Origin of the sequence: Pantoea dispersa, from assembly GCF_019890955.1 — a bacterium.
Classification (GTDB): Bacteria; Pseudomonadota; Gammaproteobacteria; order Enterobacterales; family Enterobacteriaceae; genus Pantoea; species Pantoea dispersa.
On record NZ_CP082346.1, the window covers coordinates 1,841,726 to 1,866,335 of the forward strand.

Consider the following 24,610-nt stretch of genomic DNA (forward strand, 5'->3'; position numbering starts at 1 on the left):
GCAGCTTTTCGCATGAAATAAACTAATTATAAACCACAGAAATAGTTATCCGTATCCCCGGATGTGAACGGGATCAATTTTTTCGGCCAGGGTGAAACGGGACGGGGGATCAGGGCAGGGCGATCTGCTGGCCGAGCGCGCGCAGGATACCGGCGGTCATGCCCCAGATAAAATAATCTTCATACCACGACAGCCACACCTGATGCTGACGATGACCGTGGCGCAGCGTCAGTCCGCTGTAGCGCCCCAGCCGCAGCGCCTCAGCGAGCGGCATGGAAAACGCGCTTTCAACTTCATCCGGGTTGAGCCGCAGCGGCAGGTGCGGCGGGATGATGCCGACAACGGGCGTGACGGCGAAACCGGTACTGCTGGTGACCGGCGGTAACACGCCGACCACCCGCACCTGCTGCGGTGCGATGCCCACTTCTTCCTGTGCTTCACGCAGCGCGGTGGCGATCAGCGAATCGTCAGTGGTATCCATCATGCCGCCGGGGAACGCCACCTGCCCGGCGTGTTTGCGCAGCAGCGCGGAGCGGCGGGTCAGCAGCAGTTCGGGCTGGTCGCCATCAATCACCGGTACCAGCACCGCGGCACGGCGTCCGCTGATCACGCTGTGCGCGCTCGCCAGCGGCGGCTGCAGCACAAAGCGACTGAGAAACTGCGCCAGCGTCAGCTCCATATCACGCCTCATCACGCAGACAGGGCAGAATACGGTTGAGCTTGTGCAGCGTCTCCTGGTATTCCGCCTCAGCCTCGCTGTCAGCCACAAGACCGCCGCCCGCCGCGCAGTATAGCTGCTGGTTTTCGGCAATCAGCGTGCGAATGGTAATGCTGCTGTCCATACGCCCGCACAGGCTGATGTAGCCGATACTGCCGCACCACGCATTGCGCCGCTGCGGTTCGAGTTCTTCGATGATCTCCATGGCGCGGATCTTGGGCGCGCCGGTAATGGAGCCGCCGGGGAAACAGGCGCGCAGCAAATCGGTAGCGGAGAGCGCGTCTGGCAGTCTGGCCCGCACCGTGCTCACCAGGTGATGCACCGCCGGGAACGGCTCCACCACAAACAGCTCCGGCACGCTGACGCTGCCCGGCTCGGCGACGCGGCCAATATCATTACGCAGCAGGTCCACAATCATCAGGTTTTCCGCCCGATCTTTTTCGGCGCTGGCCAGTTTCTCCGCCTGCAACCGATCGGCCTGCGGATCGGCCAGGCGCGGCAGCGTGCCTTTAATCGGCCGGGTTTCAATCTGCTGCTGCTGCAGAGAGAGAAAACGCTCCGGCGACAGGCTCAGCACGGCACTGTGCGGCAGACGAAGGAAGGCGCTGAACGGCGCGCGGTTGGCGCGGTTGAGACGTAAGAACGCCTGCCACTCATCGCCGCGATAGCTGGCCTGAAAACGCTGTGCCAGATTAACCTGGTAGCAGTCGCCCGCCTGAATGTAAGCCTGCACTGCCTGGAAGCGCGCGGCGTACTGCGCATAGCTCATATTGGCCTGCCAGTCGCTGGTCAGGGCAAAAGGTTTAGGCTGCGGGACCGCCAGCGCCTGTAGCCACTGCCAGCGCTGCTCCGCGTCGTGCAGGGCAATCAGCGTCAGCGTCTGGCGATGGTGATCGGCAATCAGCGCCCAGTCATAAATGCCCACCGCCATGTCCGGCGTGTGTAAATCCTGCTGCGCCCGCTGCGGCAGCGTTTCGAAACGGCGACCGAGGTCATACCCAAACAGACCCAGCGCGCCGCCCTGAAACGGCAGATTTGCATCAAACGCCGGCCGGATGCCCAGCGCGTCCAGCTGCTGCTGCACCAGCTGCAGCGGATCGGCGTTGGAGTGACTGATGCCGGTGCCGTCGTCGATGGCGGTGCTGTCACCGCGCGTCGTCAGGGTCACCCGCGGGTCGGCGGTGAGAATATCGAAACGGTTATCCGCGTGCTCGGCATGACCAGAGGTCAGCAGCATCGCCCACGGGCGGTGCGCCAGCGTGGAAAAACGGTGTAAAAGTGTATCGGGCGTATACTGTAGCGAGAGGGTTTTCACGTTCGTTTGGCTAAATCAGTTCAGCAGGCAGGCGCGTAGCCTGGCATATTTTTTTGCTGCTGGCACCTGTTTGTTCAGCGTGGAATAATGCGTCCCCCCATTACAGGAGTGCATCATGTTTTCAGGTCTTCCGGCTTTATCGCACGAACAGCAGCAGCAGGCAGTGGAACGTATTCAGGAACTGATGGCCGGCGGCATGTCCAGCGGGCAGGCAATTGCGCAGGTGGCGCAGGAAATTCGCCAGAACCATCAGGGCGAAGCGATTCGGGCGCGCTTCGAAGAGGACGAAGACGACGAATAGCGCCCGGCGAGCGTTATAGCGCGGCGATGATTTTGATTTCCACTTTATAGCGCGGATTCATCAGGCCGGCCTGCACCGTGCAGCGTACCGGCGCATTACCCGGCGAGACCCACGCATCCCAGGCGCGGTTCATCGCGGCAAAGTCCTCTTTGTCCACCAGGAAAAGGGTGGCGTCGAGAATTTTGCTTTTATCCGAACCCACGCGCGTCAGGATGCGGTCAATCACCGCCAGCGCGTTGGCGGTCTGCGCTTCCGCATCGTCATCCAGATTCTCCGGCACGCTGGTGTAATACACGGTCTGGTCATGTACAACCGCTTCGGACATGCGGTGCTCGGCATCAATACGCGTAATGGTCATGCTGTTCTCCTTTATTTTTGCTGCGTTAGCCTGCCATATCCCATGGCCGGCTGTCATCTGTTGTGGTCGCCTGCGGTGAATCCTGACATAATTACAGGTGTTTTAAGAGCAATCGGTGAGGATGTGTGGCAGACGATTTTGCAGCGGATGGCGCGTTAGCGCAGGCGATTCCCGGCTTTAAGCCGCGCGCGGCACAGCGCGAAATGGCGCAGGCAGTGAGCGAAGCGGTGCAGCAGGCGGGCGAGCTGGTGGTCGAGGCCGGCACCGGCACCGGTAAAACTTATGCGTATCTTGCACCGGCGTTGCGGGCGAAGAAAAAAGTCATTGTATCGACCGGTTCCAAAGCGTTGCAGGATCAGCTCTACAACCGCGATCTGCCGACCATTGCCCGTGCCCTGGCGTTCAGCGGCAAAACCGCGCTGCTGAAAGGGCGCTCCAACTATCTGTGCCTGGAACGGCTGGAGCAGCAAAATCAGACCGGCGGCGATCTCAGCGTGCAGGCGCTCGGCGATCTGATTAACGTGCGCAGCTGGTCTTCGGAGACCGTTGATGGCGACGTCAGCAGCTGCGCCGGCGTCGCGGAAGACAGCCCGATCTGGCCTTACGTTACCAGCACCAACGATAACTGCCTCGGCAGCGATTGCCCGCTGTATAAAGATTGCTTCGTGGTGAAGGCGCGCAAAAAAGCGATGGATGCGGATGTGGTGGTGGTGAACCATCACCTGTTTCTCGCTGACCTGGTGGTGAAAGAGGGGGGATTTGGCGAGCTGATCCCGGAAGCCGACGTGATGATCTTCGATGAAGCGCACCAGCTGCCGGATATTGCCAGCCAGTATTTTGGTCAGCAGCTGTCGAGCCGGCAACTGCAGGATCTCGCCAAAGACATTATCCTTGCCTACCGCACCGAGGTGCGCGATGTGCAGCAGCTGCAGAAATCCGCCGACCGGCTGGCGCAGTGCGCACAGGATTTCCGCCTGACGCTGGGCGAGCCCGGTTTTCGCGGCAATCTGCGTGACCTGCTGAGCGACAACAACATCATGCGCATGTTTACGCTGCTGGATGATGCGCTCGAGCTGTGTTACGACGTGATTAAGCTGTCGCTGGGCCGTTCCGCGCTGCTGGACGCTGCCTTCGAGCGTGCCGCGCTGTATCGCACCCGGCTCAAGCGTTTACGCGCGATTGATGAACCGGGCTTCAGCTACTGGTACGAATGCAGCAGCCGGCACTTTACGCTGGCGCTAACGCCGCTGTCGGTCGCGGAGCGCTTCCGCGAAGTGATGGACGGACGCAAAGCGGCGTGGGTATTCACCTCGGCGACGCTGGCGGTCAACGAACAGATGAGCCACTTCGCCAGCCGGCTCGGCGTGGATAATGCCCGCACCCTGATCCTCGAAAGTCCGTTTGATTATGCGCAGCAGGCCTTGCTGTGCGTGCCGCGCAACATGCCGGAACCCAACTATCCCGGCGGTGCGCGTCAGCTGGCACGCATGATGAAACCGCTGATTGAAGCCAACAAAGGGCGCTGTTTCTTCCTGTGCACCTCGCACAAAATGATGCGTGAGCTGGCGGCGGAGTTCCGCGCCTCCATGACCTTACCGGTGCTGTTGCAGGGCGAAACCAGCAAAGGCCAACTGCTCAAACAGTTTCTTGACGCCGGCAATGCACTGCTTGTGGCCACCAGCAGCTTCTGGGAAGGCGTTGACGTGCGCGGTAATGCGCTGTCGCTGGTGATCATCGACAAGCTGCCGTTTACCTCGCCGGAAGATCCGCTGCTGAAGGCGCGCATGGAGGATTGCCGTCTGCGCGGCGGCGATCCGTTCAACGATGTGCAACTGCCGGACGCGGTGATCACCCTCAAGCAGGGCGTGGGCCGTCTTATTCGCGATACCGACGATCGCGGCGTGCTGGTGATTTGTGACCAGCGGCTGGTGTCGCGTCCGTATGGCGGTCTGTTCCTTAATAGCCTGCCGCCGACACCGCGCACCCGCGATTTACAGCGTGCGATTGACTTTGTGCGTCCGCCAGAGCAGCACTAATTTGTGCCAGGCTGTGGTAAGATGCGCGCCATTTTGATTCTCTGAGGTTGTTATGTCCGCCCGAATTTTAGCCCTGGACACCGCGACAGAAGCCTGTTCTGCCGCGCTGCTGAATCAGCAGCAGATCGATGCCCGCTTCGAAATCGCGCCCCGCGATCATACTCAACGTATTCTGCCGCTGGTGCACGAATTGCTGCAGGCGCAGTCGCTGGCGCTGGACGCGCTGGACGCGCTGGCGTTTGGCCGCGGGCCCGGCAGTTTTACCGGCGTGCGCATCGGCATTGGCATCGCGCAGGGCCTGGCGCTGGGCGCAAATCTGCCGATGATTGGCGTATCCTCGCTGGCCACCATGGCGCAGGGCGCCTGGCGTTTGACCGGGGCAACGCGCGTGCTGGCGGCGATTGATGCGCGCATGGGTGAAGTCTACTGGGCAGAGTATCAGCGTGATGAGCAGGGCGAGTGGCAGGGCGCTGAGAGCGAAGCCGTACTGAAGCCGGAAGCGGCACAGGCGCGCATCGCGCAGCTGAGCGGCGAGTGGGCCACCGTCGGCACCGGCTGGCAGGCTTATCCGCAGCTGCTGGCTGGCACGAGCGGGGCACAACTGCTGACCACCACGGTCACGCTGCCTGCCGCAGAAGATATGCTGCCGCTGGCGCTCAGCGCCTGGCAGCGCGACGATAGCGTGGCGGTGGAAAATGCTGAGCCGGTTTATCTGCGCAATGAAGTGGCATGGAAAAAATTGCCGGGGCGCTAGGCGCCTACGCAACTTATTTTTGCGCCTTCAGTCTAACGGAGAAATAACAGGAGAAGTGCTATGCCAATTAGTCGTAAAGGGATGTCTGGCGCTCTGTTAGCCTGTGCGCTGTTGCTCAGCGGCTGCGTGTCAGTGCCGGATGCCATTAAAGGGAGTTCTCAGCTTCCACAGCAGGATTTATTACGCGTGATGAATGCGCCGCAGCTGTATGTCGGCCAGGAGTCGCGCTTCGGCGGCAAAGTCGTGAAGGTGACCAACCTCAACGGCCTGACCCGGCTGGAAATTGCCACTCAGCCGCTGGATGACAGCGCGCGACCGCGCCTCGGTGCTACCTCAATTGGCCGCATTTATGCTGACATTCATGGTTTTGTTGATCCGATCGACGTCAATAATCAGTACGTCACGGTACTGGGCAACATCAAAGGCACTGAGAAAGGGGAAATTGGCAAAGCCAGTTACAACTTTGTGGTGATTGATGTGCGCGGTTATCAGCGCTGGCATCTGACTCAGCAGGTGATGACGCCGCCGCAGCCGATCGATCCGTGGATTTGGTACGGGCCGACGCGTCGCCATCCCGGCTATTGGGGTCCTAACCCCTACTGGGGCATGAACACCGGCGGTCCGGCGCAGGTTGAGACCATTCTTACCGAATAGCGCTAAACAGGTTTTTTTACGGCCCGGTCGCGGTGCTCGCGAACGGGCCTTTTTATTGGGCGCGCAACCGATGCGCGAAATTTAGTGATGCGCCTCGCAACCTGAAAATGCCGGAACAGGCAAACTGGTACAATCAGTTAAAATATTGTTAACAACACTGATTGCAGAGGCGGCGATGGCTACGCAACAAGAATATCGGGGTGAATCTTTGAACAAGGTTTGGCTGAAACGCTATCCGCCAGATGTACCAGCGGAAATTAACGCAGACCGTTATCCCTCTTTGGTCGATCTTTTCGAACACGCAGCGCAACGTTATGCCGATCAGGTGGCTTTCATTAACATGGGCCAGCCAATGACTTACCGCCAGCTGGAGCAGCAGAGCCGTGCTTTTGCGGCCTGGCTGCAACAGGGATTAGGCTTGCAGCAGGGCGACCGCGTCGCGCTGATGATGCCGAATTTGCTGCAGTATCCGGTGGCGCTGTTTGGCGTCCTGCGTGCCGGTATGGTGGTGGTGAATGTTAACCCGTTGTACACGCCGCGCGAGCTAAAGCACCAGCTTAACGACAGCGGTGCCAGTGCGATTGTCATTGTCTCCAACTTCGCCCATACGCTGGAAAAAGTGGTCGCGGAAACCCCGGTTAAGCACGTGATGCTGACGCGCATGGGCGATCAGCTGGCGCCGGTAAAAGCCACGCTGGTGAACTTCGTCGTTAAATATGTGAAAAAGCTGGTACCGAAATACCATCTGCCAGGGGCGGTACCGTTTCGTCATGCGCTGCAGCAGGGCGAGCAGATGAGCTATCATCGTCCTGTGATCAATAATCAGGATCTGGCATTTCTGCAGTACACCGGTGGCACTACCGGCGTGGCGAAAGGCGCCATGCTGACCCACGGCAACATGCAGGCTAATCTGGAGCAGACCAAAGCCACCTACGGTAAACTGCTGCGCGCCGGACAGGAGCAGGTGGTAACCGCGCTGCCGCTTTATCACATCTTTGCTCTGACGGTGAACTGTCTGCTGTTCCTCGACCTGGGCGGCACCAACCTGCTGATTACCAACCCGCGTGATATTCCCGGTTTCGTTAAAGAGCTGAGTAAATTTCCCTTTACCGCCATCACCGGTGTTAATACGTTGTTCAACGCCCTGCTGAACGATGCCAATTTTAACCAGCTGGACTTCTCCACACTGCGTCTGTCTGCCGGTGGCGGCATGGCGGTGCAGAAAGCGGTGGCCGAGCGCTGGGAGAAACTCACCGGGCACTATCTGCTGGAGGGCTACGGACTCACCGAATGCTCACCGCTGGTGTCGGTTAATCCTTATGATATTACCTGCCACACCGGCAGCATCGGTTTGCCGGTTCCGTCCACCGACGTGCGTATTGTCGATGATGAAGATCGCGACGTACCGCCGGGTGAACCGGGTGAACTGTGCATCCGCGGGCCGCAGGTCATGATTGGCTACTGGCAGCGGCCGGATGCCAGCGAGGAAGTGCTGAAAAATGGCTGGCTGCACACCGGTGATATTGTTACCGTGGACACGGAAGGGTTTATCCGCATCGTCGATCGTAAAAAAGACATGATTCTGGTGTCCGGCTTTAACGTGTATCCTAACGAAATCGAAGATGTGCTGATGCAGCACGCCAAGGTGCGCGAAGCGGCGGCGATTGGCGTGCCGAGCGATCTCTCCGGCGAAGCGGTGAAAGTGTGCATCGTGAAAAAAGATCCGTCGCTGACGAAAGAGGAAGTGCTGGATCATTGTCGCCGTCAGCTCACCGGCTATAAAGTGCCGAAGATTATCGAGTTTCGTGATGAGCTGCCGAAGACCAACGTCGGTAAAATTTTACGTCGCGAATTGCGCGACGAGGCGAAGCGTGAAGCGTAGTACTGGCTTCCGCTGAATGCTCAGGTTAACGCCGGCACCGTCCGGCGTTTTTATTGCTTTTAACATGGAGCGCTGTGCGAGGTTTGTCGCAGCGAGAAAGACAACGTGAATTACACCCTGATCGACCACAATGACCAGCTGGCCGCCGTATGCCAGCAGGCCCGTCAGCATCGCGCCGTGGCGCTGGATACCGAATTCGTGCGCACCCGCACGTACTATCCGCAGCTTGGCCTGATCCAGCTCTTCGATGGCGAGCAACTGGTTCTGATCGATCCGTTAACCATCAGCGACTGGGCGCCGTTTGTTGCGCTGCTGCAGGATCGTCAGCTGACCAAGTTCCTGCACGCTGGCGGGGAAGACCTCGAAGTCTTCCTGCATCGTTTCGGCTGTCTGCCGGAGCCGATGATCGATACGCAGATTCTGGCCGCTTTCGCCGGGCAGCCGCTGTCGTGGGGCTTTGCCGCGATGGTCAATCATTTCAACCAGATTGAGCTGGATAAGAGCGAAGCGCGCACCGACTGGCTGGCGCGTCCGCTTACCGAGCGGCAGTGCCAGTACGCTGCAGCCGATGTGGCTTACCTGCTGCCGATCGCCCATCAGCTGGTGGCGCAAACCGAAGCGGCAGGCAACATGGCGGCGGCGCTGAGTGAGTGCGCTACGCTGTGTCAGCGCCGTCTGGACGTGCTGCAGCCGGAAGAGGCGTGGCGCGATATCACCAATGCGTGGCAGCTGCGTCCGCGCCAGCTGGCGGTGCTGCAGCGCCTGGCCGCGTGGCGTCTCAACCTCGCACGGCAGAAAGACATGGCGGTGAATTTTGTGGTGCGCGAAGAGAACCTGTGGAAAGTCGCGCGCTTTATGCCCGGCAGCCTTGGCGAGCTGGATCATCTCGGCCTGAACGGTCACGAAATCCGCTTCCACGGTAAGGCGCTGGTGGCGATGGTGGCAGAGGCGCAGGCGCTGGATGAGGCCGCGTTACCGCCGCCGTTGCCTAATCTGATTGACCACGCGCATTACAAGCAGGCGTTTAAAGCGATTAAAGCGCTGGTACAGCAGGTGAGTGAGCAGACCGGTTACAGTCAGGAGCTGTTAGCATCACGGCGCCAGATTAACCAGGTGCTGAGCGTGCACTGGGGACTGAAAAGCGCCACGCGTCCGCCGGAACTGCTGGCAGGCTGGCGGGGTGAGGTGTTGAAAGCCGGGATCGACGAGATTTTACACACGCTGTAAGCGGAACGTTTTCCCCTGCGCAACCACGCAGGGGAAAATCAGGAACCCGCTACAATCATTTAGGAACGTCTTCCGTCTCCGGCAGCGTCACGTTGAGCTCGAGGATAGAGATGTCATCCCCTTTCTGATCCAGCTGCACCGTGACCATGTCCGGGTCAATTTTCACGTATTTACAGATCACTTCCAGGATATCGCGCTTCAGCTGCGGCAGATAGTGGGGCTCACTGTCGCCCCTTCTGCGTTCGGCCACGATAATCTGCAGCCTTTCCTTGGCTATGTTGGCTGTGTTCTTCTTACGGGATAAAAAGAAATCAAGTAATGCCATTGGTTATCCCCCGAACAGGCGTTTCAGGAAACCCTTCTTCTCTTCTTCGATAAAGCGGAAGGGGCGTTCTTCGCCAAGCAGGCGATCTACGGTATCAGCGTAAGCTTTACCGGCGTCAGAGTTTGCATCGAGGATCACGGGCTCACCCTGGTTAGACGCGCGCAGCACCGACTGATCTTCCGGAATCACGCCGACCAGAGGAATGCGCAGGATTTCCAGCACGTCTTCCATGCTCAGCATGTCGCCACGCGTTACGCGTCCCGGGTTATAGCGGGTCAGTAACAGGTGCTCTTTTACCGGCTCTTCGCTGTTTTCAGCGCGACGTGATTTCGACGAGATGATGCCGAGAATACGGTCTGAGTCACGCACGGAAGAGACTTCCGGGTTGGTGGTAATGATTGCTTCATCCGCGAAGTACAGCGCCATCAGCGCACCGGTTTCGATACCGGCCGGCGAGTCGCAGACGATAAAATCGAAGTCCATTGCCGCCAGGTCGTTCAGCACTTTTTCCACGCCTTCGCGGGTCAGGGCATCTTTATCACGGGTTTGTGAGGCGGGCAGAATGTAAAGCTGCTCGGTGCGCTTGTCGCGAATCAGTGCCTGATTCAGCGTCGCATCGCCCTGGATAACGTTGACAAAGTCATACACCACGCGGCGTTCACAGCCCATGATCAGGTCGAGGTTACGCAGACCGATATCGAAATCGATCACCACGGTTTTTTTGCCTTTCTGCGCTAACCCTGTGGCGATGGCCGCGCTTGACGTGGTCTTGCCAACGCCCCCTTTACCCGATGTAACTACAATGATGCGTGCCATAAATGTTGATTTCCTTAACGAAAGAAAAGGGGCCTAATTAAGTGTCTGGATGGTGAGCGCGCCCTCTTTAAGGCACAGGCGCGCGGCTTTACCAAAGAATTCCGCCGGAATCTGGTCCATGATCCAGTATTCGCCGGCAATGGAGACCAACTCTGCTGACAGGTTGGTGCAAAAAATCTGGCAGTCGCGATCGCCGCTGGCACCGGCCAGCGCGCGGCCGCGCATCATGCCGTAAATATGAATGTTGCCGTCAGCCACCAGTTCGGCACCGGCGCTGACGCTGCTGGTGACGATCAAATCGGCGTTGCGCGCGTAAATCTGCTGACCGGAACGCACTGGCGTATTGATGATCCGCGTTTTGCTGGCCGGTTCGCTGACCGGCGGCGCGACCGCTTCCGGCTCCGGCGCGGGCGCATCAGCGCGTTTGCGGTTCTCTTTACCCTCTGACAGCACCGGCAGGCCAGCGCGGGCAATCATCTTTTTCAGGGCTTCATCTTTACAGCCGCTCACGCCCACAATGCGTAAGCCGGTGGCGCTGACGGCCTGCTGCATCTGCTTCCAGTTGATGTCACCGTTCAGGGCTGACACGTTCAGCACCACCGGCGCGTTGTGCAGAAAAGCCGGGGCCTGGTCGATTTTGTCCTGCAGCGCCTGACGAATCACCTCGGGTTGCGAATGGTGCAGATGAACAACTGACAGGGTAAAACTGCTGCCCTTGAATTCGATTGGCGATTGCGACATCTGTCCTGACTCAGTCCTGTTTTACGACCCTGAAGTAAACGCCGATAAAATCGTCATTAACACCCGCGGGTCAATATTCGAAGTTCTGCAAGCATGTTATAGTTACTGCTATATTCAGGCAAGTGACGCCCTTAGTTAATTCGAGTAAAAAATATGTTTTGTGTGATCTATAGAAGCCCGCAACGCGACCAGACTTATCTGTATGTAGAAAAAAAAGGCGATTTTTCGCGCGTCCCGGAAGAACTGCTGCGCGGCTTTGGCAAACCGCAGCTGGCGATGGTGCTGTCGCTCGACCAGCGCGACAGGCTGGCCAACGCTGACATCAATAAAGTTAAGCAGGGTTTAAGCGAACAAGGTTATTATTTGCAGATCCCACCACCGGTTGAAAGTCTGCTCAACATTCATCTTGAACAGGGTAAAAAAGTTTAATTCAGATTCATCTGTAAAAATATATCCTGTAAATATAATCAGTGCTTCGGCATTAATTTAATTGCTCACCTTAACCCATTATTGTGGGCAATAATCGTTGTCTTAAGCGGAGGACCTGATGAACAGGGGAACGGCTTTTGCCGCTTTCCGTCACGTGCGCCGCGATAAACCCGCTAATATAGTGCTCAGCAGCCTGCCACGTTCCGGCGGCTGATGAGACATCTTCGCCAGCGCGGCTGGCACCTAACACAACTCAAGCAGGGGATTAGCATGTATCAGCATCGTAACTGGCAGGGCGCGCTGTTGGATTATCCGGTTAGCAAAGTGGTGTGCGTCGGCAGCAACTATGCAAAGCATATTAAAGAGATGGGCAGCGCCACCCCGAGTGAGCCGGTGGTGTTTATCAAACCGGAAACCGCGGTGTGCGATTTGCGGCAGCCACTGTCGATCCCGGCCAGCTTTGGTGAGGTGCATCATGAAGTGGAGCTGGCGGTGCTGATTGGTGCCACCCTGAAGCAGGCCAGTGAAGAGCACGTGGCAAAAGCGATTGCCGGTTATGGCGTCGCGCTGGATTTAACGCTGCGCGATCTGCAGGCCGGGTTTAAGAAAGCCGGTCAGCCATGGGAGCGCGCCAAGAGTTTCGATAACTCCTGTCCGCTGTCCGGGTTTATTCCGGCGGCTGAATTCAGCGTCGATCCGCAGGATGCCGAACTCAAGCTGGTCATTAACGGCGAGGTGCGCCAGCACGGCACTACGGCAGATATGATCCACAAAATTCTGCCGCTGATTGCTTACATGAGCCAGTACTTCACGCTGCGCGCCGGTGACGTGGTGCTGACCGGTACGCCTGAAGGCGTGGGCCCGCTGCGCTCCGGCGATAAGCTGGAAGTGTCGCTGGCCGGTCACGGTATCAGCACCCGCGTACTGTAATACTTGCATCACCGCACCTGAAGCTTTATAAGGTGCGGTCTTGTTGCTCAACCCGGACCGCTATCATGACCGACCAACCTTTCTGGCAGACCAAACGCCTGGACCAAATGAACGACCCAGAGTGGGAATCGCTGTGCGACGGCTGTGGACAGTGCTGTCTGAATAAGTTGCAGGATGCGGATACCGATGAGATTTACTTCACCAATGTCGCCTGCAATCAGCTCAACATCAAGACCTGTCAGTGCCGCAATTATGAGCGTCGCTTCGAGTACGAAGAAGATTGCATCAAGCTGACGCGCGAGAATCTCACCACCTTTAACTGGCTGCCGCGCACCTGCGCTTACCGGCTGTTGGGGGAGGGTAAAACGCTGCCGGCGTGGCACCCGCTGATTGCCGGGTCGAAGAAGGCGATGCATGCTCAGCGTATTTCGGTGCGATACATCGCGGTGCGCGAGAGTGAAGTGCGCGACTGGGAAGAACACATTATTGACCGGCCGGATCGGAACGGCTGATAACGCAACAGGCAGCCGCGGCTGCCTGTTTTGTCTGAGACTTAGTTTGACTGGAACTCAGCGACCAAACAGATCGCGACGTTTTGCTTTGAACGGTTGCGCAATCAATACCAGAATGCCCACCAGCAGATAAGCGGCAAAAATCACGATCATCCACTGCGGCATGCTCCAGGTCAGGAAAGTCCATCCGCGTTCGGCGCAGTCACCGCTGGCGACAAATACCGCCGGCAGCCATTTATCCAGCGGCAGCCAGCTCGGGAAGCGAGCAGCAAAATCGCAGGTCACAAACGGGTTGGGATGCAGCTGAATCATGGTGTGCTCATAAGAGAGGCGTACCCCTTCATAAGCGCTGTAGAGCCAGATGGCGATGGCCGCCCAGCGCAGCGGCGTTTTAGGCGCAATTGCACCCACCAGGCCGGCGCCCATGACGCCAAACAGCGCACAACGCTCATAGATACACATTACGCAGGGTTGCAGTCCCATCACGTGCTGAAAGAACAGCGCAACCAGTTCAAAAACCAGGGCGGTCAGGGCCATTAATAACCAGGCACCGCGTCCGCGTGAGCATTGATTCAAGTATCGCAACATATTGCTTTTCCCGTAGCCGTTAATGCATCGCAGTGTAAACCAAAAGCGTACCCGTGCCAGCCAGGCAGGCGGAAAAAATCATGTATAAAAATGACTTATCCCTGATCCACGCCAAAAAATCGTGGCTTTTAGCACACGGCATCAAAAGCGCCCACGCAAGCGCAGCGTAACCCACGGCTTTTTTCGCTGCGCAGCTGCTGAATTTTGCGCCAGCGCGCGCTTTTAATCCGCTGGCAGGCTATTTCCGCTATGACCCCTCTGGTATGATGAGTGCTATTACGACAAAGAAAGCAACGAGAAATAAATGCTATGGTGATTAAGGCACAGAGCCCTGCAGGATTCGCTGAAGAGTACATAATTGAAAGCATCTGGAACAGCCGTTTTCCGCCGGGATCGATTCTTCCTGCCGAACGTGAGCTTTCTGAACTGATCGGCGTGACCCGCACCACTCTGCGTGAAGTGCTGCAGCGGCTGGCTCGTGATGGCTGGCTGACCATTCAGCATGGTAAACCCACCCGCGTCAATGATTTCTGGGAAACGTCTGGTCTTAATATCCTCGAAACGCTCGCCCGTCTTGACCACGACAGTGTGCCGCAGTTAATTGATAACCTGCTGTCAGTGCGCACAAATATCGCGTCTATCTTTATCAGCCGCGCGCTGCGTCATCATCCGGATAAGGCGCGTGAAGTGCTGGAGAGTGCGCTGAGCGAGGAAGATCAGGCTGAAGCCTATACCGAGCTTGATTACCGCGTGTTTCGCGGCCTGGCCTTCGCTTCCGGCAACCCGATTTACGGCCTGATTCTCAACGGTCTGAAAGGGCTGTACACCCGCGTTGGCCGCCATTACTTCTCAAATCCGGAAGCGCGTGAACTGGCGCGTAACTTTTATCGTCAGCTGGCGGATCTGTGTGGCAAACAGCCGACGCAGGATCAGATCGTCGACAGCGTGCGTAACTACGGCCGCCGCAGCGGTGAAATCTGGCACAGTATGCAGAAAAGCATGCCGGATGATTTGAGCAGTAAGCGTTAACAGCGTACAAACGTTTTACGGGTTCCTGTCCCGGACAGCCAATATCCGCTGCTGCCGGGCTGCTCCTCGCGCCGCTTACGCGGTACCTTCGGCGTTCACGTTGCGCCTGACGGACCGGCCGGTATCGGTCTTCCTGACCGGCCCGGCCTGATTCCCGCCTCCCCGCGGGAATCTCCTGGCGCAACGTAAAAGCCTCAGCGCTGCGAATAGCCCGCCGCATCAGCGGATACTGACTGTCTGTGAAGTTGGTGCAGGATTATCTGTGAGATTAGGGGCTTACAACGCAGGATGATAAATGCTCGTCCCTGAGCATGGAGATTTTGTTTAAAGCGCTGGTCCGCGCGCCGGGCAGCGATCCAGCAGCTCCACGCTGCCATCTTCGTTCTGCTGTTCCAGATTGACATCAAAACCCCACAGCCGATGCACATGCTTCAGCACATCGCGACGGCTCTTATCGAGCGGGGCGCGCTGCTGCGGCACATAGCGTAGCGTCAGAGAACGGTCACCGCGCAGGTCAACGTTGTACACCTGAATATTGGGCTCCAGATTGCTCAGATTGTACTGCGCCGACAGCTGCTGACGAATCGCGCGATATCCCGCCTCATCATGAATGGCGGCAATCTCAAGATAGTTATTACGATCGTCGTCCATTACCGTAAACAGACGGAAATCCCGCATCACTTTCGGCGACAGGAACTGGCTGATGAAACTCTCGTCTTTAAACTCGCGCATGGCGAAATGCAGCGTCTTCAGCCAGTCGGAGCCGGCGATGTCCGGGAACCAGTAGCGATCTTCTTCGGTTGGCGACTGACAGATGCGCTTGATGTCCTGGAACATGGCAAAGCCCAGCGCATACGGGTTGATACCGTTATACCACTGGCTGTTATACGGCGGCTGATACACCACGTTGGTATGGCTGTGCAGGAACTCCATCATAAAGCGCTCCGACACTTTGCCCTCATCGTACAGGTGATTCAGGATGGTGTAGTGCCAGAAGGTCGCCCAGCCTTCATTCATCACCTGGGTCTGTTTCTGCGGGTAAAAATACTGGCTGACTTTACGCACAATGCGCAGCACTTCACGCTGCCACGACTCCAGCAGTGGCGCGTTCTTTTCCATAAAGTACAGCAGGTTTTCCTGCGGCTCAGAGGGATAGCGCGCCGCCTCGACCTGGGTAAACTCTTTCTCTTTACGTGGCAGGGTGCGCCACAGCGTATTGACCTGACTTTGCAGATACTCTTCCCGGCTTTTCTGCCGCGCTTTCTCTTCCTGCAGCGAAATCTTTTGCGGGCGTTTATAGCGATCGACGCCATAGTTCATCAGCGCATGACAGGAGTCCAGCAGCCGCTCGACCTCTTCCACGCCATAACGCTCTTCACAATCAGAGATGTAGTTACGCGCGAACAGCAGATAATCGACAATTGAGCTGGCATCGGTCCAGCTGCGGAACAGGTAGTTGTTTTTGAAGAAAGAGTTGTGGCCATAGCAGGCGTGCGCTATCACCAGCGCCTGCATGGTCATGGTGTTCTCTTCCATCAGGTAAGCGATACAGGGATTCGAGTTAATGACGATCTCGTACGCCAGTCCCTGCTGGCCATGTTTATAGCGCTGCTCGGTTTCGATGAACTTCTTGCCGAACGACCAGTGGGCATAATTGATGGGCATCCCCACGCTGGAGTACGCATCCATCATCTGCTCGGAGGTGATCACTTCGATTTGGTGCGGGTAGGTATCGAGCCCATAGCTTTTGGCCACGCGGTCGATCTCCGCCAGGTAGACATCAAGCAGTTCAAAGGTCCAGTCGGGACCGTCACTGAGTCGTTTGCTGTTGCGGGTTGGCTCGTCAAACATTGTCGTCATAGCGCACCTCTGTTTTGCAAGCGGCAGGCAACAGAGTGTCACCTGTCACGATCGTTTAAGGCTTCATCCTGAGAAAGACAGCCCAAAAAAACTGAGCGAACACTTCAATGATAGTCCACTGTCGCTTATCCGATGCGGGAACTCAATCGAATTCTTTTGGTACAAAATCATCATAATAGGCGTGCTTTGGTAGCTAATAAGGTTATGTGTTATCTGAGTGATAAATTGCAGCATTAAATCCTGTTTATAAGCGCGCGATATGACTGCGGCGCTTTCTCCTGAAAAAAGTGAGATGCTCTGCCTTTCGCATAATAATTCGCTGGTTAACGCTTTTAAGGCACAAAAAACTCTGATTTTGGCGCGACCGCATGATTTCAGTGTGCAGTTAAGTGAAAAACATGTGAAATGAAAGGGTCGAATGTAATATCAGTTCAGCCATCGGGTTATGCTAAACCCGATGGTGATACCAGTTAATTATGCTTTTCGCGATGAGGGGCTTATGCGCGTAGTCATTCTGGGTAGTGGTGTCGTAGGGGTAGCCAGTGCGTGGTATCTGGCGCAGGCGGGGCATGACGTCACCGTAATCGATCGCCAGCCCGGCGCGGCGCTGGAAACCAGTGCCGGCAATGCCGGGCAGATTTCGCCCGGCTATGCGGCACCCTGGGCGGCGCCCGGTGTACCGCTTAAGGCGGTAAAGTGGATGTTTCAGAAGCATGCGCCGCTGGCAGTGCGACTCGACGGCAGCAAATTCCAGCTGGAGTGGATGTGGAACATGCTACGCAACTGCGACATGCGTCACTACCAGGAAAATAAGGGCCGTATGGTGCGTATCGCCGAATACAGCCGCGACTGCCTGAAGGCACTGCGCAGCAGCACCGGTATCGCCTATGAAGGGCGCCAGGGCGGCACTTTGCAGCTGTTCCGCACGCAGCAACAGTTTGACAGCGCCAGCAAAGACATCGCGGTACTGCGTGAAGCGGGGGTGCCCTATGAGCTGCTGGAAGCGCATCAGCTGCACAGCGTGGAGCCGGCGCTGGCGGGTACCGCGCACAAGCTGACCGGCGGCCTGCGCCTGCCGAATGACGAAACCGGTGACTGCCAGCTGTTTACCCAGCGTCTGGCGGCGATGGCAGCCGCAGCCGGCGTCACTTTCCGTTATGACACGTCGGTGGATCAACTGTTGCGCGAAGGCAATCGCATCTATGGCGTGAAGTGCGGCGATGAGGTCATCAAAGCCGATGCTTACGTCGTGGCGTTTGGCTCTTACTCCACGGCGCTGCTGAAAGACATCGTGTCGATTCCGGTCTATCCGCTGAAAGGCTATTCCCTGACTATCCCGATCAAAGATCCGCAGGGCGCGCCGGTCTCCACCATTCTGGATGAAACCTATAAAGTGGCGGTAACACGCTTCGATGACCGCATTCGCGTCGGTGGCATGGCCGAAATCGTTGGTTTTAACACCAAACTGTTGCCGGCACGACGTGAAACGCTGGAGATGGTGGTCCGCGATCTCTATCCTGAAGGCGGGTATGTTGAACAGGCTACGTTCTGGACCGGACTGCGCCCGATGACGCCGGATGGCACGCCAATTGTCGGGCGCACGCCGCTGACCAATCTCTGGCTGAACACCGGGCACGGTACGCTGGGCTGGACGATGGCCTGTGGTTCCGGCCAGTTGCTGGCCGATCTGATTTCGGGACGTAAACCGGCCATCGCCGCCGACGACTTGTCGGTGCTGCGTTATCTGCCGGGCTTTGCGGCCCCGGCATCGCCGCTGCGTAATGCCAGCGCGACGCGCTGATACTTCAGGGAGAGTAAAAACATGTCACGTCCTACGGGTGCCACCATTAATCAACAGGCGCTGCGCCACAATCTGGCGATTGTGCGTCAGGCGGCACCGCACGCGCGCGTCTGGTCGGTGGTGAAGGCCAATGCCTACGGCCACGGCATTGCCCGCGTATGGCAGAGTCTGGCGGAGACCGACGGTTTCGCGCTGCTGAATATGGAAGAGGCGATCCTGCTGCGCGAGCAGGGCTGGAAAAAGCCAATTCTGCTGCTGGAAGGCTTCTTTCACGCCGATGACCTGACGCTGATCGATCGCTATCGCCTGACCACCAGTGTACACAGTAACTGGCAGATTCAGGCGCTGGCGAAGGCGCAGCTGTCGGCGCCAGTCGATGTTTATCTGAAGATCAACAGCGGCATGAACCGTCTCGGTTTTCGTCCGGAACAGGCACAGGCGGCCTGGCACAAGCTGCGTGCGTTGCCCAACGTGGGGGAAATGACGCTGATGGCGCACTTCGCCGATGCGGAAAACCCGCAGGGGCTGGTGGAACCGATGCAGCGCGTCGAACAGGCGGCGGAAGGGCTGAACTGTCCGCGTTCGCTTGCCAACTCAGCGACTACGCTGTGGCATCCGCAGGCGCATTTTGACTGGGTGCGGCCCGGGATTATTCTTTATGGCGCGTCACCGAGCGGCGACTGGCAGGATATCGCCAGTACCGGTCTGCAGCCGGTAATGACGCTCAGCAGTGAAATTATTGGCATACAGCAGATCGGTGCCGGCGAGGGCGTTGGCTACGGTTATCGCTACCACGCGGCCGCGCCACAGCGTATCGGTATTGTGGCCTGTGGCTATGCTGACGGCTATCCGCGCCATGCGCCGACCGGTACGCCGGTCAGCGTTGATGGCATCCGCACGCAAACGCTTGGGGCGATCTCGATGGACATGATGATGATTGACCTCGAACCCTGCCCGCAGGCGGGTATCGGATCGCGCGTGGAGCTGTGGGGTAACGAGGTGAAAATTGATGAGGTGGCGAAAGCCGCCGGAACGGTAGGCTACGAGCTGATGTGCGCGCTCGCGCCGCGCGTCCCGGTCACGCTTAGTTAAGCGCCGTCACTGTACCACGCATGTTCTTACTGCAGCGCCAGGCGATCAGCGCCAGCGCTGCACCCACCAGCATCATCAGCGCTAACGCTGATTTCTCTGCCACCGGCAGCGCCACCATCGCCAGGCTGCCGCCCGCACCACCCGCCATCTGAATAAATCCCTGCAACGCCGCCGCCACACCCGCCTGCTGCTGATACGGCTCCAGCGCATAACTAGTGGCCGGACCGACGGTGAAGGCCAGGCCGGCCACCGAGATCGCCACCGGAATCATGTACAGCGACCAGTGTGTTTGCCAGGCCGCAGGTAACAGCGTCATCCCCGCCACCAGCAGCAGCGCACCGAGCAGCATGGTGACAAACCCCATGGCCAGACAAAACGGGCGGCCCGCTTTACGAATGGTTTTATTGACGAAGGCACTGACCAGCATGATCCAGAAACCGTTGGCGCCAAAGGCAAAGGAGAATTGCAGCGGCGTCAGGCCACCTTCGGTCATCAACACGTGCGGTGCCAGCGAAACGTAGGTCAGCACCATGCCGAGCGCGCCCGCGTTGGCAAAGGCGAAAGCGAGAAAGCGCGGCTGCCGGGCGATGGCAGCATACTGCGCCAGCGGCAGCCCTTTAACGCGCAGCGTGTCCGCCGGACGCGTTTCCGGCAGTGCGACCACCACAATAACGGCAATCACCAGCGCATAGCCGCACAGGAACCAGAAGGGCGCACGCCAGCCATAGGCTTCCGCCAGAATACCGCCGAGCAGCGGTGCCAGCGCTGGCACGATGTTCAGCGCGCCATTGAGGAAACCATAAGCCCGCGCCGCGGCATCGCCGCTCAGCCGATCGCGCACGCCGCTAAATGCCACCACCGCACTACAGCATACCGCACAGCCCTGAATCAGGCGCGCCAGGAAGAACACCGGCCAGACGGTGGCGGTTGCGGCCACTGCGCTGCCGATGATATAGAGCGCGAGGCCGATCAGCGCGATCGGCTTACGGCCAAAATTATCCACCAGCGGACCAGTAACCAGCTGACCGATACCCATCACCAGCAAAAACAGCGGAATGGTGGTCTGGATCAGACTGACCGGGCTGTTAAGACCGTCGGCAATCTGCGGCAGCGTGGGGAGATAGAGATCGATGCCCAGCGGTGCCAGCAGCACCAGGCTCAAAAGGAGTAGGGTAAACTTTTGCATTACGAACCAGTAACGTCCTGTTAAACAGGCGAGAAGGGTAATGAGTCTGCGGCCAAAAAGAAAGGGCTAAAACGAAAAGGCGATGTCTGCCGGCACAGCGCAGACATCGCGTCGAGGGTATCAGTAAGCACCGTCGCGGCGCAGCACCACGCCAGCGGTTTTGAACAGGATGGCGATGTCAGTCCACAGCGCCCAGTTCTTCACGTACCAGGAGTCAAAATAGACGCGCGTGTCGTAGTCGATATCGTTACGCCCGCTGACCTGCCACAGACCGGTCATGCCCGGTTTGGCCATCAGATAGTAGTCGACATCGCCGGCGTAGCGTTCCAGCTCGGCTTCAATCACCGGACGCGGTCCCACCAGACTCATTTCGCCACGAATGACGTTCCACAGCTGGGGCAGTTCATCCAGGCTGGTTTTCCGCAGGAAGCCACCGATTTTGGTGATGCGCGGATCATTCTTCAGTTTGAAATCACGATCCCACTCAGCGCGCGCTTCGGCACTGGTGGCCAGCAGATTCTGCAGCACTTCCTGTGAGTTGGTCACCATTGAACGGAACTTCAGGCACTTAAACTTCACGCCATCCTGACCGACGCGTTCGTGGCCGTAAATGGCATTCCCGCCATCGCGCTTCACCATCCAGCACAGCAGACCGAACACCGGGGCAAGAAACAGCAGCAGCAGGGAGGCAACCACTACGTCGAAAGTGCGCTTGAGGAAACGCGAGGAGCGTTTCGCCAGGTTGTTACTTACGCGCAGGATCATCACTTCATGGCTGAAGATAAACGACATATCGGTGCCATACAGCGGCACACCGCGCAGCGTAGGGATAACCGAAATTGAGCGGCATTTCATTTTGGACAGAAACTTCAGCCATTTATCGCGCACCACCTGCTGTTCAAATTCGGTGGCGACGATAAATTGCGTGTTGTCACGGTCCATGGTTTGCCAGTTGATGTCTTTCCAGGTAATAACCGGCACACCGTTAACACTTTCCTGGTGAGGCTCATCATCCAGCGAGATAAACGCCTGCACGTTATAGCCCAGAATCTCCTCGCTCTGCAGCGCTGCGTAGGCTTCCATGGCGTTTTTACCGGAGCCGATGATAATGGTCTCTTTTTGCCACTGGCCAGCGCGATTGATGGCACGCTTCACGCCGGCTCGCATCAGCGGCAGCAGCAGCAGGGCATAAGTCCAGCTAAATACCCACACCATGCGCGAGAAGTCCCATTTGGAAAAGGCAATCAGCGCCAGATCCAGCAGCGAAAACACAAACAGCGTTTTGACGATTTCTTTCAGCTCAAACCAGAACGGTTTGCGGTAGGTGTAGTGACGCATACGCACCCAGAACCAGGCCGTGCACAGCACTGACAGACCTAACTGTGCGACAAAGCGGTATTCAATTTGCTGCGGCGGAATAAAACTGTCCAGTTCTCCCCAAATACCCTGGACGGTGGCCGCGGATAAAAATAATGCCAGGTTCAGTGCAATTAAATCCGAAAAGCTGAGTGCCACTTTCGCGATGAGATTTTTGCGCAGTCCGCTCCACGAGCGGGTTGCATCGTTCATTACCAATGTACTTGCCATAAAACCTGCTCTCTTTTCTTAAGTAAAAGATGGCCTGACCAGAATCAAGTACGCGCTCAGGAGTCGTCCGCTGAAAGCAGAAATAAAATAATATTCAGCGAGATATGAGTCAGTGCTGCCATAAGCGCTGCATGGAAAGGGCCGTTTGAGACGTGATTTACGTCACGAAAAGCTGCAGCAACGTTTAAGAGTATGCAGGAGTTATTTGACAGAGTTAATATGGAAAGAGTCTGAAAAAACAATATTTGATTAAAGTATAAACTGCCTAATCTGTTGAAAAATAATATTAAAAGTAAAAGGTGCCATAAAAATAACAGACTATTTTAAGACTACTTTTCGGAATGACCGCCAGTCAAAGTGAATGGCGGTGAGGAAAATATCAGGCCGGTTTTTTCAATACCCAGCGGTCTTGCTGCTTGTCATAGTGGCCGATTTGCAGATCGACCGGTTCGCCATCAATCCACGCCGGTACGCTGGTTTCATGATCCCAGCCGTCGAGCTGATAACTCAGGCCGGGGTTGGTATGGCAGGGGATGCCGACGGTATCCAGCTTCTCCACATCCATTACTGCATCGACGATCTCGTAACGACCAATCTTCACCACGTGTCCCATCATCTTCTCCCGTTTGCTGGGTGGAATAGTGATCATAGACGCTGACACGCAGTTTACGAGCGATACGGCCTCAGATTATTCCTTCTCTTCCCGCACGCGCACCCCGATTTTGACGATTTGGTTATCCTCTTTTTCCGCCACCGTCCACGTCAGCTGGTTCCACTCGACCTGATCTCCCACCACCGGCGTGCTGCCGAGCAGACCCATAATCAACTGGCCGAGCGACTGCTGATCGTTGGTCTCTTCGTCGAGCTCCAGGCCATAGATCTGCGCGACATCGCGCAGGCGCGCCTCGGCATCAAGGATAAAGTCACCAAAGAAGCGCTGATCCAGCGCCACCGGCGGCGTCTGGCTGAACATTTTGCCCAGCGCCGGCAGATCGCGCTCACGGCCAATCACGCACAGCACGTCACCCTCTTTCAGACGCGTATTGCCGTTGGGGTGCATCAGCGCGTTATCGCGGAACAGGGCGGCAATGCGCGTTTCGCGCGGCATTTGTAAATCGCGCAGCGCGGCGCCGACGCACCATTTGTCGGCGCTGAGCTGATAAACGAACTGTTCCCACGGATTTTCCGGATGGATATCCAGCCCGACGCGGCTGATGGGCGACGCGGTCGGCGGTACCACCACCTTAGCCCGTTTAGCGGCATAGCCCAGTGACGTGCCCTGCAGCATCAGAGATACCAGAACCACGAAGAAGGCGATATTGAAGTAGAGTTTTGAATTCTCCAGCCCGGCCATCATCGGGAACACCGCGAGGATAATCGGCACCGCACCGCGCAGGCCTACCCAGCTGATAAAGATGCGTTCACGTCCGGTAAAGCCTTTAAACGGCAGCAGCCCGACCAGAATCGACAGCGGACGCGCCACCAGAATCAGCCACAGTGAGAGAATCATCGCCGGCAGCGCGATATGCCACAGGTCAGACGGCGTCACCAGCAGGCCGAGCACGATAAACATACCAATCTGGCTCAGCCAGGCCATGCCGTCGAAAGTCTGCAGAATGCCGTGGCGGTTACGAATCGGGCTGTTGCCCAGCAGAAAACCACACAGATACACCGCCAGAATGCCGCTGCCTTCCATCACCGTGGTCAGGGCAAACACGATAATGCCGCCGCTCAGCGCCAGCAGCGGATAGAGCCCTTGCGCCAGGCTGATGCGGTTGATCAGTTGCTGCAGCGCCCAGCCGCCGCCCAGTCCGAGCACAATGCCCAGGCCGAACTGTTGCACCAGATGCACCACAAACATCCAGCTCAGGCCGCTCTGCCCCTGCTGGATCATGTCGATCAGCGTAATGGTAAGAAACACCGCCATCGGATCGTTGCTGCCTGATTCAATCTCCAGCGTGGAACTGACACGCTCGTTAAGCCCTTTGTCGCCCAGCAGTGAAAACACCGCTGCGGCGTCGGTCGAGCCGATAATGGCGCCAATCAGGAAGCCCTGCATCAGATCGAGCTTAAACAGCCAGGCGGCAGCCAGACCGGTGAGGCCGGCGGTAATCATCACGCCAACGGTGGCCAGCGACAGCGCCGGACCAAGCGCCACCTTGAACGAGCTGGCCTTGGTGCGCATGCCGCCGTCGAGCAGAATAATCGCCAGCGCCAGGTTGGACACCAGATAGGCCACCGGATAGTTATCAAAGGCAATACCGCCGATGCCGTCCACGCCGGTCAGCATCCCCAGCGCCAGGAAGATCACCAGAATCGGGATACCGAGACGCGACGAGAAGGAACTCAGCAGAATACTTGCTGCGACCAGCACGGAACCAATAATGAACAAACTGTAAATCATGCTGGCATTCAACGGCGTTCTCCTGCGGCGGGGCATAAAAAAGCAAATTGCGGGCAATTCACACA

The 24,610-nt window shown here is 57.4% G+C and carries 24 protein-coding genes; 12 read left to right on the plus strand and 12 right to left on the minus strand.

The window, feature by feature from the left end; translation table 11 throughout:
• Positions 1 to 109 precede the first annotated feature (109 nt).
• Positions 110 to 679 carry a CoA pyrophosphatase gene (locus tag K7H94_RS08485; RefSeq protein WP_222951959.1) on the minus strand — a complete coding sequence of 190 codons (570 nt, stop codon included), beginning with the start codon at positions 677 to 679 and terminating at the stop codon, positions 110 to 112.
• A gap of 1 nt (position 680) precedes the next feature.
• The gene (gene pabB, locus K7H94_RS08490) at positions 681 to 2,033 is read right to left on the minus strand and encodes an aminodeoxychorismate synthase component 1 (RefSeq protein ID WP_132462407.1); all 1,353 of its coding nucleotides are present in this window, start codon (positions 2,031 to 2,033) and stop codon (positions 681 to 683) included.
• Between the two features lie 115 nt (positions 2,034 to 2,148).
• On the opposite strand from pabB, the gene K7H94_RS08495 reads away from it, so the two are divergent.
• Positions 2,149 to 2,334 carry a YoaH family protein gene (locus K7H94_RS08495; protein WP_021510035.1) on the plus strand — a complete coding sequence of 62 codons (186 nt, stop codon included), beginning with the start codon at positions 2,149 to 2,151 and terminating at the stop codon, positions 2,332 to 2,334.
• A gap of 13 nt (positions 2,335 to 2,347) precedes the next feature.
• Here K7H94_RS08495 and K7H94_RS08500 read toward each other — a convergent pair whose 3' ends face one another.
• On the minus strand, positions 2,348 to 2,692 hold the full coding sequence (locus tag K7H94_RS08500; protein WP_021510036.1) for a RidA family protein: 345 nt from the start codon (positions 2,690 to 2,692) through the stop codon (positions 2,348 to 2,350).
• Positions 2,693 to 2,817: 125 nt separating this feature from the next.
• Between K7H94_RS08500 and K7H94_RS08505 the strand changes: the two genes are divergently transcribed.
• From K7H94_RS08505 to rnd, 5 genes are all read left to right on the plus strand, one after another.
• On the plus strand, positions 2,818 to 4,728 hold the full coding sequence (locus K7H94_RS08505; protein WP_222951960.1) for a DNA repair helicase YoaA: 1,911 nt from the start codon (positions 2,818 to 2,820) through the stop codon (positions 4,726 to 4,728).
• A 52-nt stretch (positions 4,729 to 4,780) separates the two neighbouring features.
• Positions 4,781 to 5,482, plus strand: a complete 702-nt coding sequence (gene tsaB, locus K7H94_RS08510; RefSeq protein WP_222951961.1) for a tRNA (adenosine(37)-N6)-threonylcarbamoyltransferase complex dimerization subunit type 1 TsaB — start codon at positions 4,781 to 4,783, stop codon at positions 5,480 to 5,482.
• 60 nt (positions 5,483 to 5,542) lie between these two features.
• Positions 5,543 to 6,136 (plus strand): Slp family lipoprotein, encoded by a 594-nt coding sequence (locus K7H94_RS08515; protein ID WP_222951962.1) that lies wholly within the window; start codon positions 5,543 to 5,545, stop codon positions 6,134 to 6,136.
• A 208-nt stretch (positions 6,137 to 6,344) separates the two neighbouring features.
• Positions 6,345 to 8,018 (plus strand): long-chain-fatty-acid--CoA ligase FadD, encoded by a 1,674-nt coding sequence (gene fadD / locus K7H94_RS08520; protein WP_222951963.1) that lies wholly within the window; start codon positions 6,345 to 6,347, stop codon positions 8,016 to 8,018.
• A gap of 105 nt (positions 8,019 to 8,123) precedes the next feature.
• A complete protein-coding gene (gene rnd / locus K7H94_RS08525) occupies positions 8,124 to 9,245 on the plus strand; it encodes a ribonuclease D (RefSeq protein ID WP_021510041.1) in 1,122 nt (373 codons plus the stop codon).
• A 55-nt stretch (positions 9,246 to 9,300) separates the two neighbouring features.
• Here rnd and minE read toward each other — a convergent pair whose 3' ends face one another.
• From minE to minC, 3 genes are read right to left on the minus strand one after another with little or no spacing between them, the layout of a single operon-like run.
• Complete coding sequence (gene minE, locus K7H94_RS08530; protein ID WP_010616394.1) at positions 9,301 to 9,570, minus strand: cell division topological specificity factor MinE; 270 nt, start codon at positions 9,568 to 9,570, stop codon at positions 9,301 to 9,303.
• A gap of 3 nt (positions 9,571 to 9,573) precedes the next feature.
• On the minus strand, positions 9,574 to 10,386 hold the full coding sequence (gene minD / locus K7H94_RS08535; RefSeq protein ID WP_021510042.1) for a septum site-determining protein MinD: 813 nt from the start codon (positions 10,384 to 10,386) through the stop codon (positions 9,574 to 9,576).
• A 33-nt stretch (positions 10,387 to 10,419) separates the two neighbouring features.
• Positions 10,420 to 11,127 (minus strand): septum site-determining protein MinC, encoded by a 708-nt coding sequence (gene minC / locus K7H94_RS08540; protein WP_021510043.1) that lies wholly within the window; start codon positions 11,125 to 11,127, stop codon positions 10,420 to 10,422.
• A gap of 153 nt (positions 11,128 to 11,280) precedes the next feature.
• Between minC and K7H94_RS08545 the strand changes: the two genes are divergently transcribed.
• From K7H94_RS08545 to K7H94_RS08555, 3 genes are all read left to right on the plus strand, one after another.
• Positions 11,281 to 11,556 (plus strand): YcgL domain-containing protein, encoded by a 276-nt coding sequence (locus K7H94_RS08545; protein ID WP_222951964.1) that lies wholly within the window; start codon positions 11,281 to 11,283, stop codon positions 11,554 to 11,556.
• A gap of 270 nt (positions 11,557 to 11,826) precedes the next feature.
• On the plus strand, positions 11,827 to 12,486 hold the full coding sequence (locus K7H94_RS08550; protein WP_021510045.1) for a fumarylacetoacetate hydrolase family protein: 660 nt from the start codon (positions 11,827 to 11,829) through the stop codon (positions 12,484 to 12,486).
• A 65-nt stretch (positions 12,487 to 12,551) separates the two neighbouring features.
• The gene (locus tag K7H94_RS08555) at positions 12,552 to 12,998 is read left to right on the plus strand and encodes a YcgN family cysteine cluster protein (RefSeq protein WP_222951965.1); all 447 of its coding nucleotides are present in this window, start codon (positions 12,552 to 12,554) and stop codon (positions 12,996 to 12,998) included.
• Positions 12,999 to 13,055: 57 nt separating this feature from the next.
• On the opposite strand, the gene dsbB is transcribed toward K7H94_RS08555, so the two are convergent.
• Entirely contained in the window at positions 13,056 to 13,586 is a 531-nt protein-coding gene (gene dsbB / locus K7H94_RS08560) for a disulfide bond formation protein DsbB (RefSeq protein ID WP_040679952.1), read from the minus strand.
• Positions 13,587 to 13,895: 309 nt separating this feature from the next.
• Between dsbB and fadR the strand changes: the two genes are divergently transcribed.
• Positions 13,896 to 14,615 carry a fatty acid metabolism transcriptional regulator FadR gene (gene fadR, locus K7H94_RS08565; protein WP_058757728.1) on the plus strand — a complete coding sequence of 240 codons (720 nt, stop codon included), beginning with the start codon at positions 13,896 to 13,898 and terminating at the stop codon, positions 14,613 to 14,615.
• Positions 14,616 to 14,939: 324 nt separating this feature from the next.
• On the opposite strand, the gene K7H94_RS08570 is transcribed toward fadR, so the two are convergent.
• On the minus strand, positions 14,940 to 16,475 hold the full coding sequence (locus K7H94_RS08570) for a SpoVR family protein (RefSeq protein ID WP_222951966.1): 1,536 nt from the start codon (positions 16,473 to 16,475) through the stop codon (positions 14,940 to 14,942).
• A gap of 499 nt (positions 16,476 to 16,974) precedes the next feature.
• On the opposite strand from K7H94_RS08570, the gene K7H94_RS08575 reads away from it, so the two are divergent.
• Together K7H94_RS08575 and dadX are read left to right on the plus strand one after the other, a co-directional pair.
• Complete coding sequence (locus tag K7H94_RS08575) at positions 16,975 to 18,276, plus strand: D-amino acid dehydrogenase (RefSeq protein ID WP_058771249.1); 1,302 nt, start codon at positions 16,975 to 16,977, stop codon at positions 18,274 to 18,276.
• Positions 18,277 to 18,297: 21 nt separating this feature from the next.
• Complete coding sequence (gene dadX / locus K7H94_RS08580) at positions 18,298 to 19,368, plus strand: catabolic alanine racemase DadX (protein WP_058757726.1); 1,071 nt, start codon at positions 18,298 to 18,300, stop codon at positions 19,366 to 19,368.
• Here dadX and K7H94_RS08585 read toward each other — a convergent pair.
• The 4 genes from K7H94_RS08585 to K7H94_RS08600 all read right to left on the minus strand — a co-directional run bounded on the left by K7H94_RS08585 (position 19,361) and on the right by K7H94_RS08600 (position 24,557).
• On the minus strand, positions 19,361 to 20,554 hold the full coding sequence (locus tag K7H94_RS08585) for a multidrug effflux MFS transporter (RefSeq protein ID WP_222951967.1): 1,194 nt from the start codon (positions 20,552 to 20,554) through the stop codon (positions 19,361 to 19,363). The genes dadX and K7H94_RS08585 overlap by 8 nt on opposite strands.
• 120 nt (positions 20,555 to 20,674) lie before the next feature.
• Positions 20,675 to 22,141 carry an undecaprenyl-phosphate galactose phosphotransferase WbaP gene (gene wbaP, locus K7H94_RS08590; RefSeq protein WP_058757724.1) on the minus strand — a complete coding sequence of 489 codons (1,467 nt, stop codon included), beginning with the start codon at positions 22,139 to 22,141 and terminating at the stop codon, positions 20,675 to 20,677.
• Between the two features lie 379 nt (positions 22,142 to 22,520).
• Positions 22,521 to 22,754 carry a DUF1480 family protein gene (locus K7H94_RS08595; RefSeq protein ID WP_021510054.1) on the minus strand — a complete coding sequence of 78 codons (234 nt, stop codon included), beginning with the start codon at positions 22,752 to 22,754 and terminating at the stop codon, positions 22,521 to 22,523.
• Between the two features lie 75 nt (positions 22,755 to 22,829).
• Complete coding sequence (locus tag K7H94_RS08600) at positions 22,830 to 24,557, minus strand: potassium/proton antiporter (protein WP_021510055.1); 1,728 nt, start codon at positions 24,555 to 24,557, stop codon at positions 22,830 to 22,832.
• Between the last annotated feature and the right edge of the window lie 53 nt (positions 24,558 to 24,610).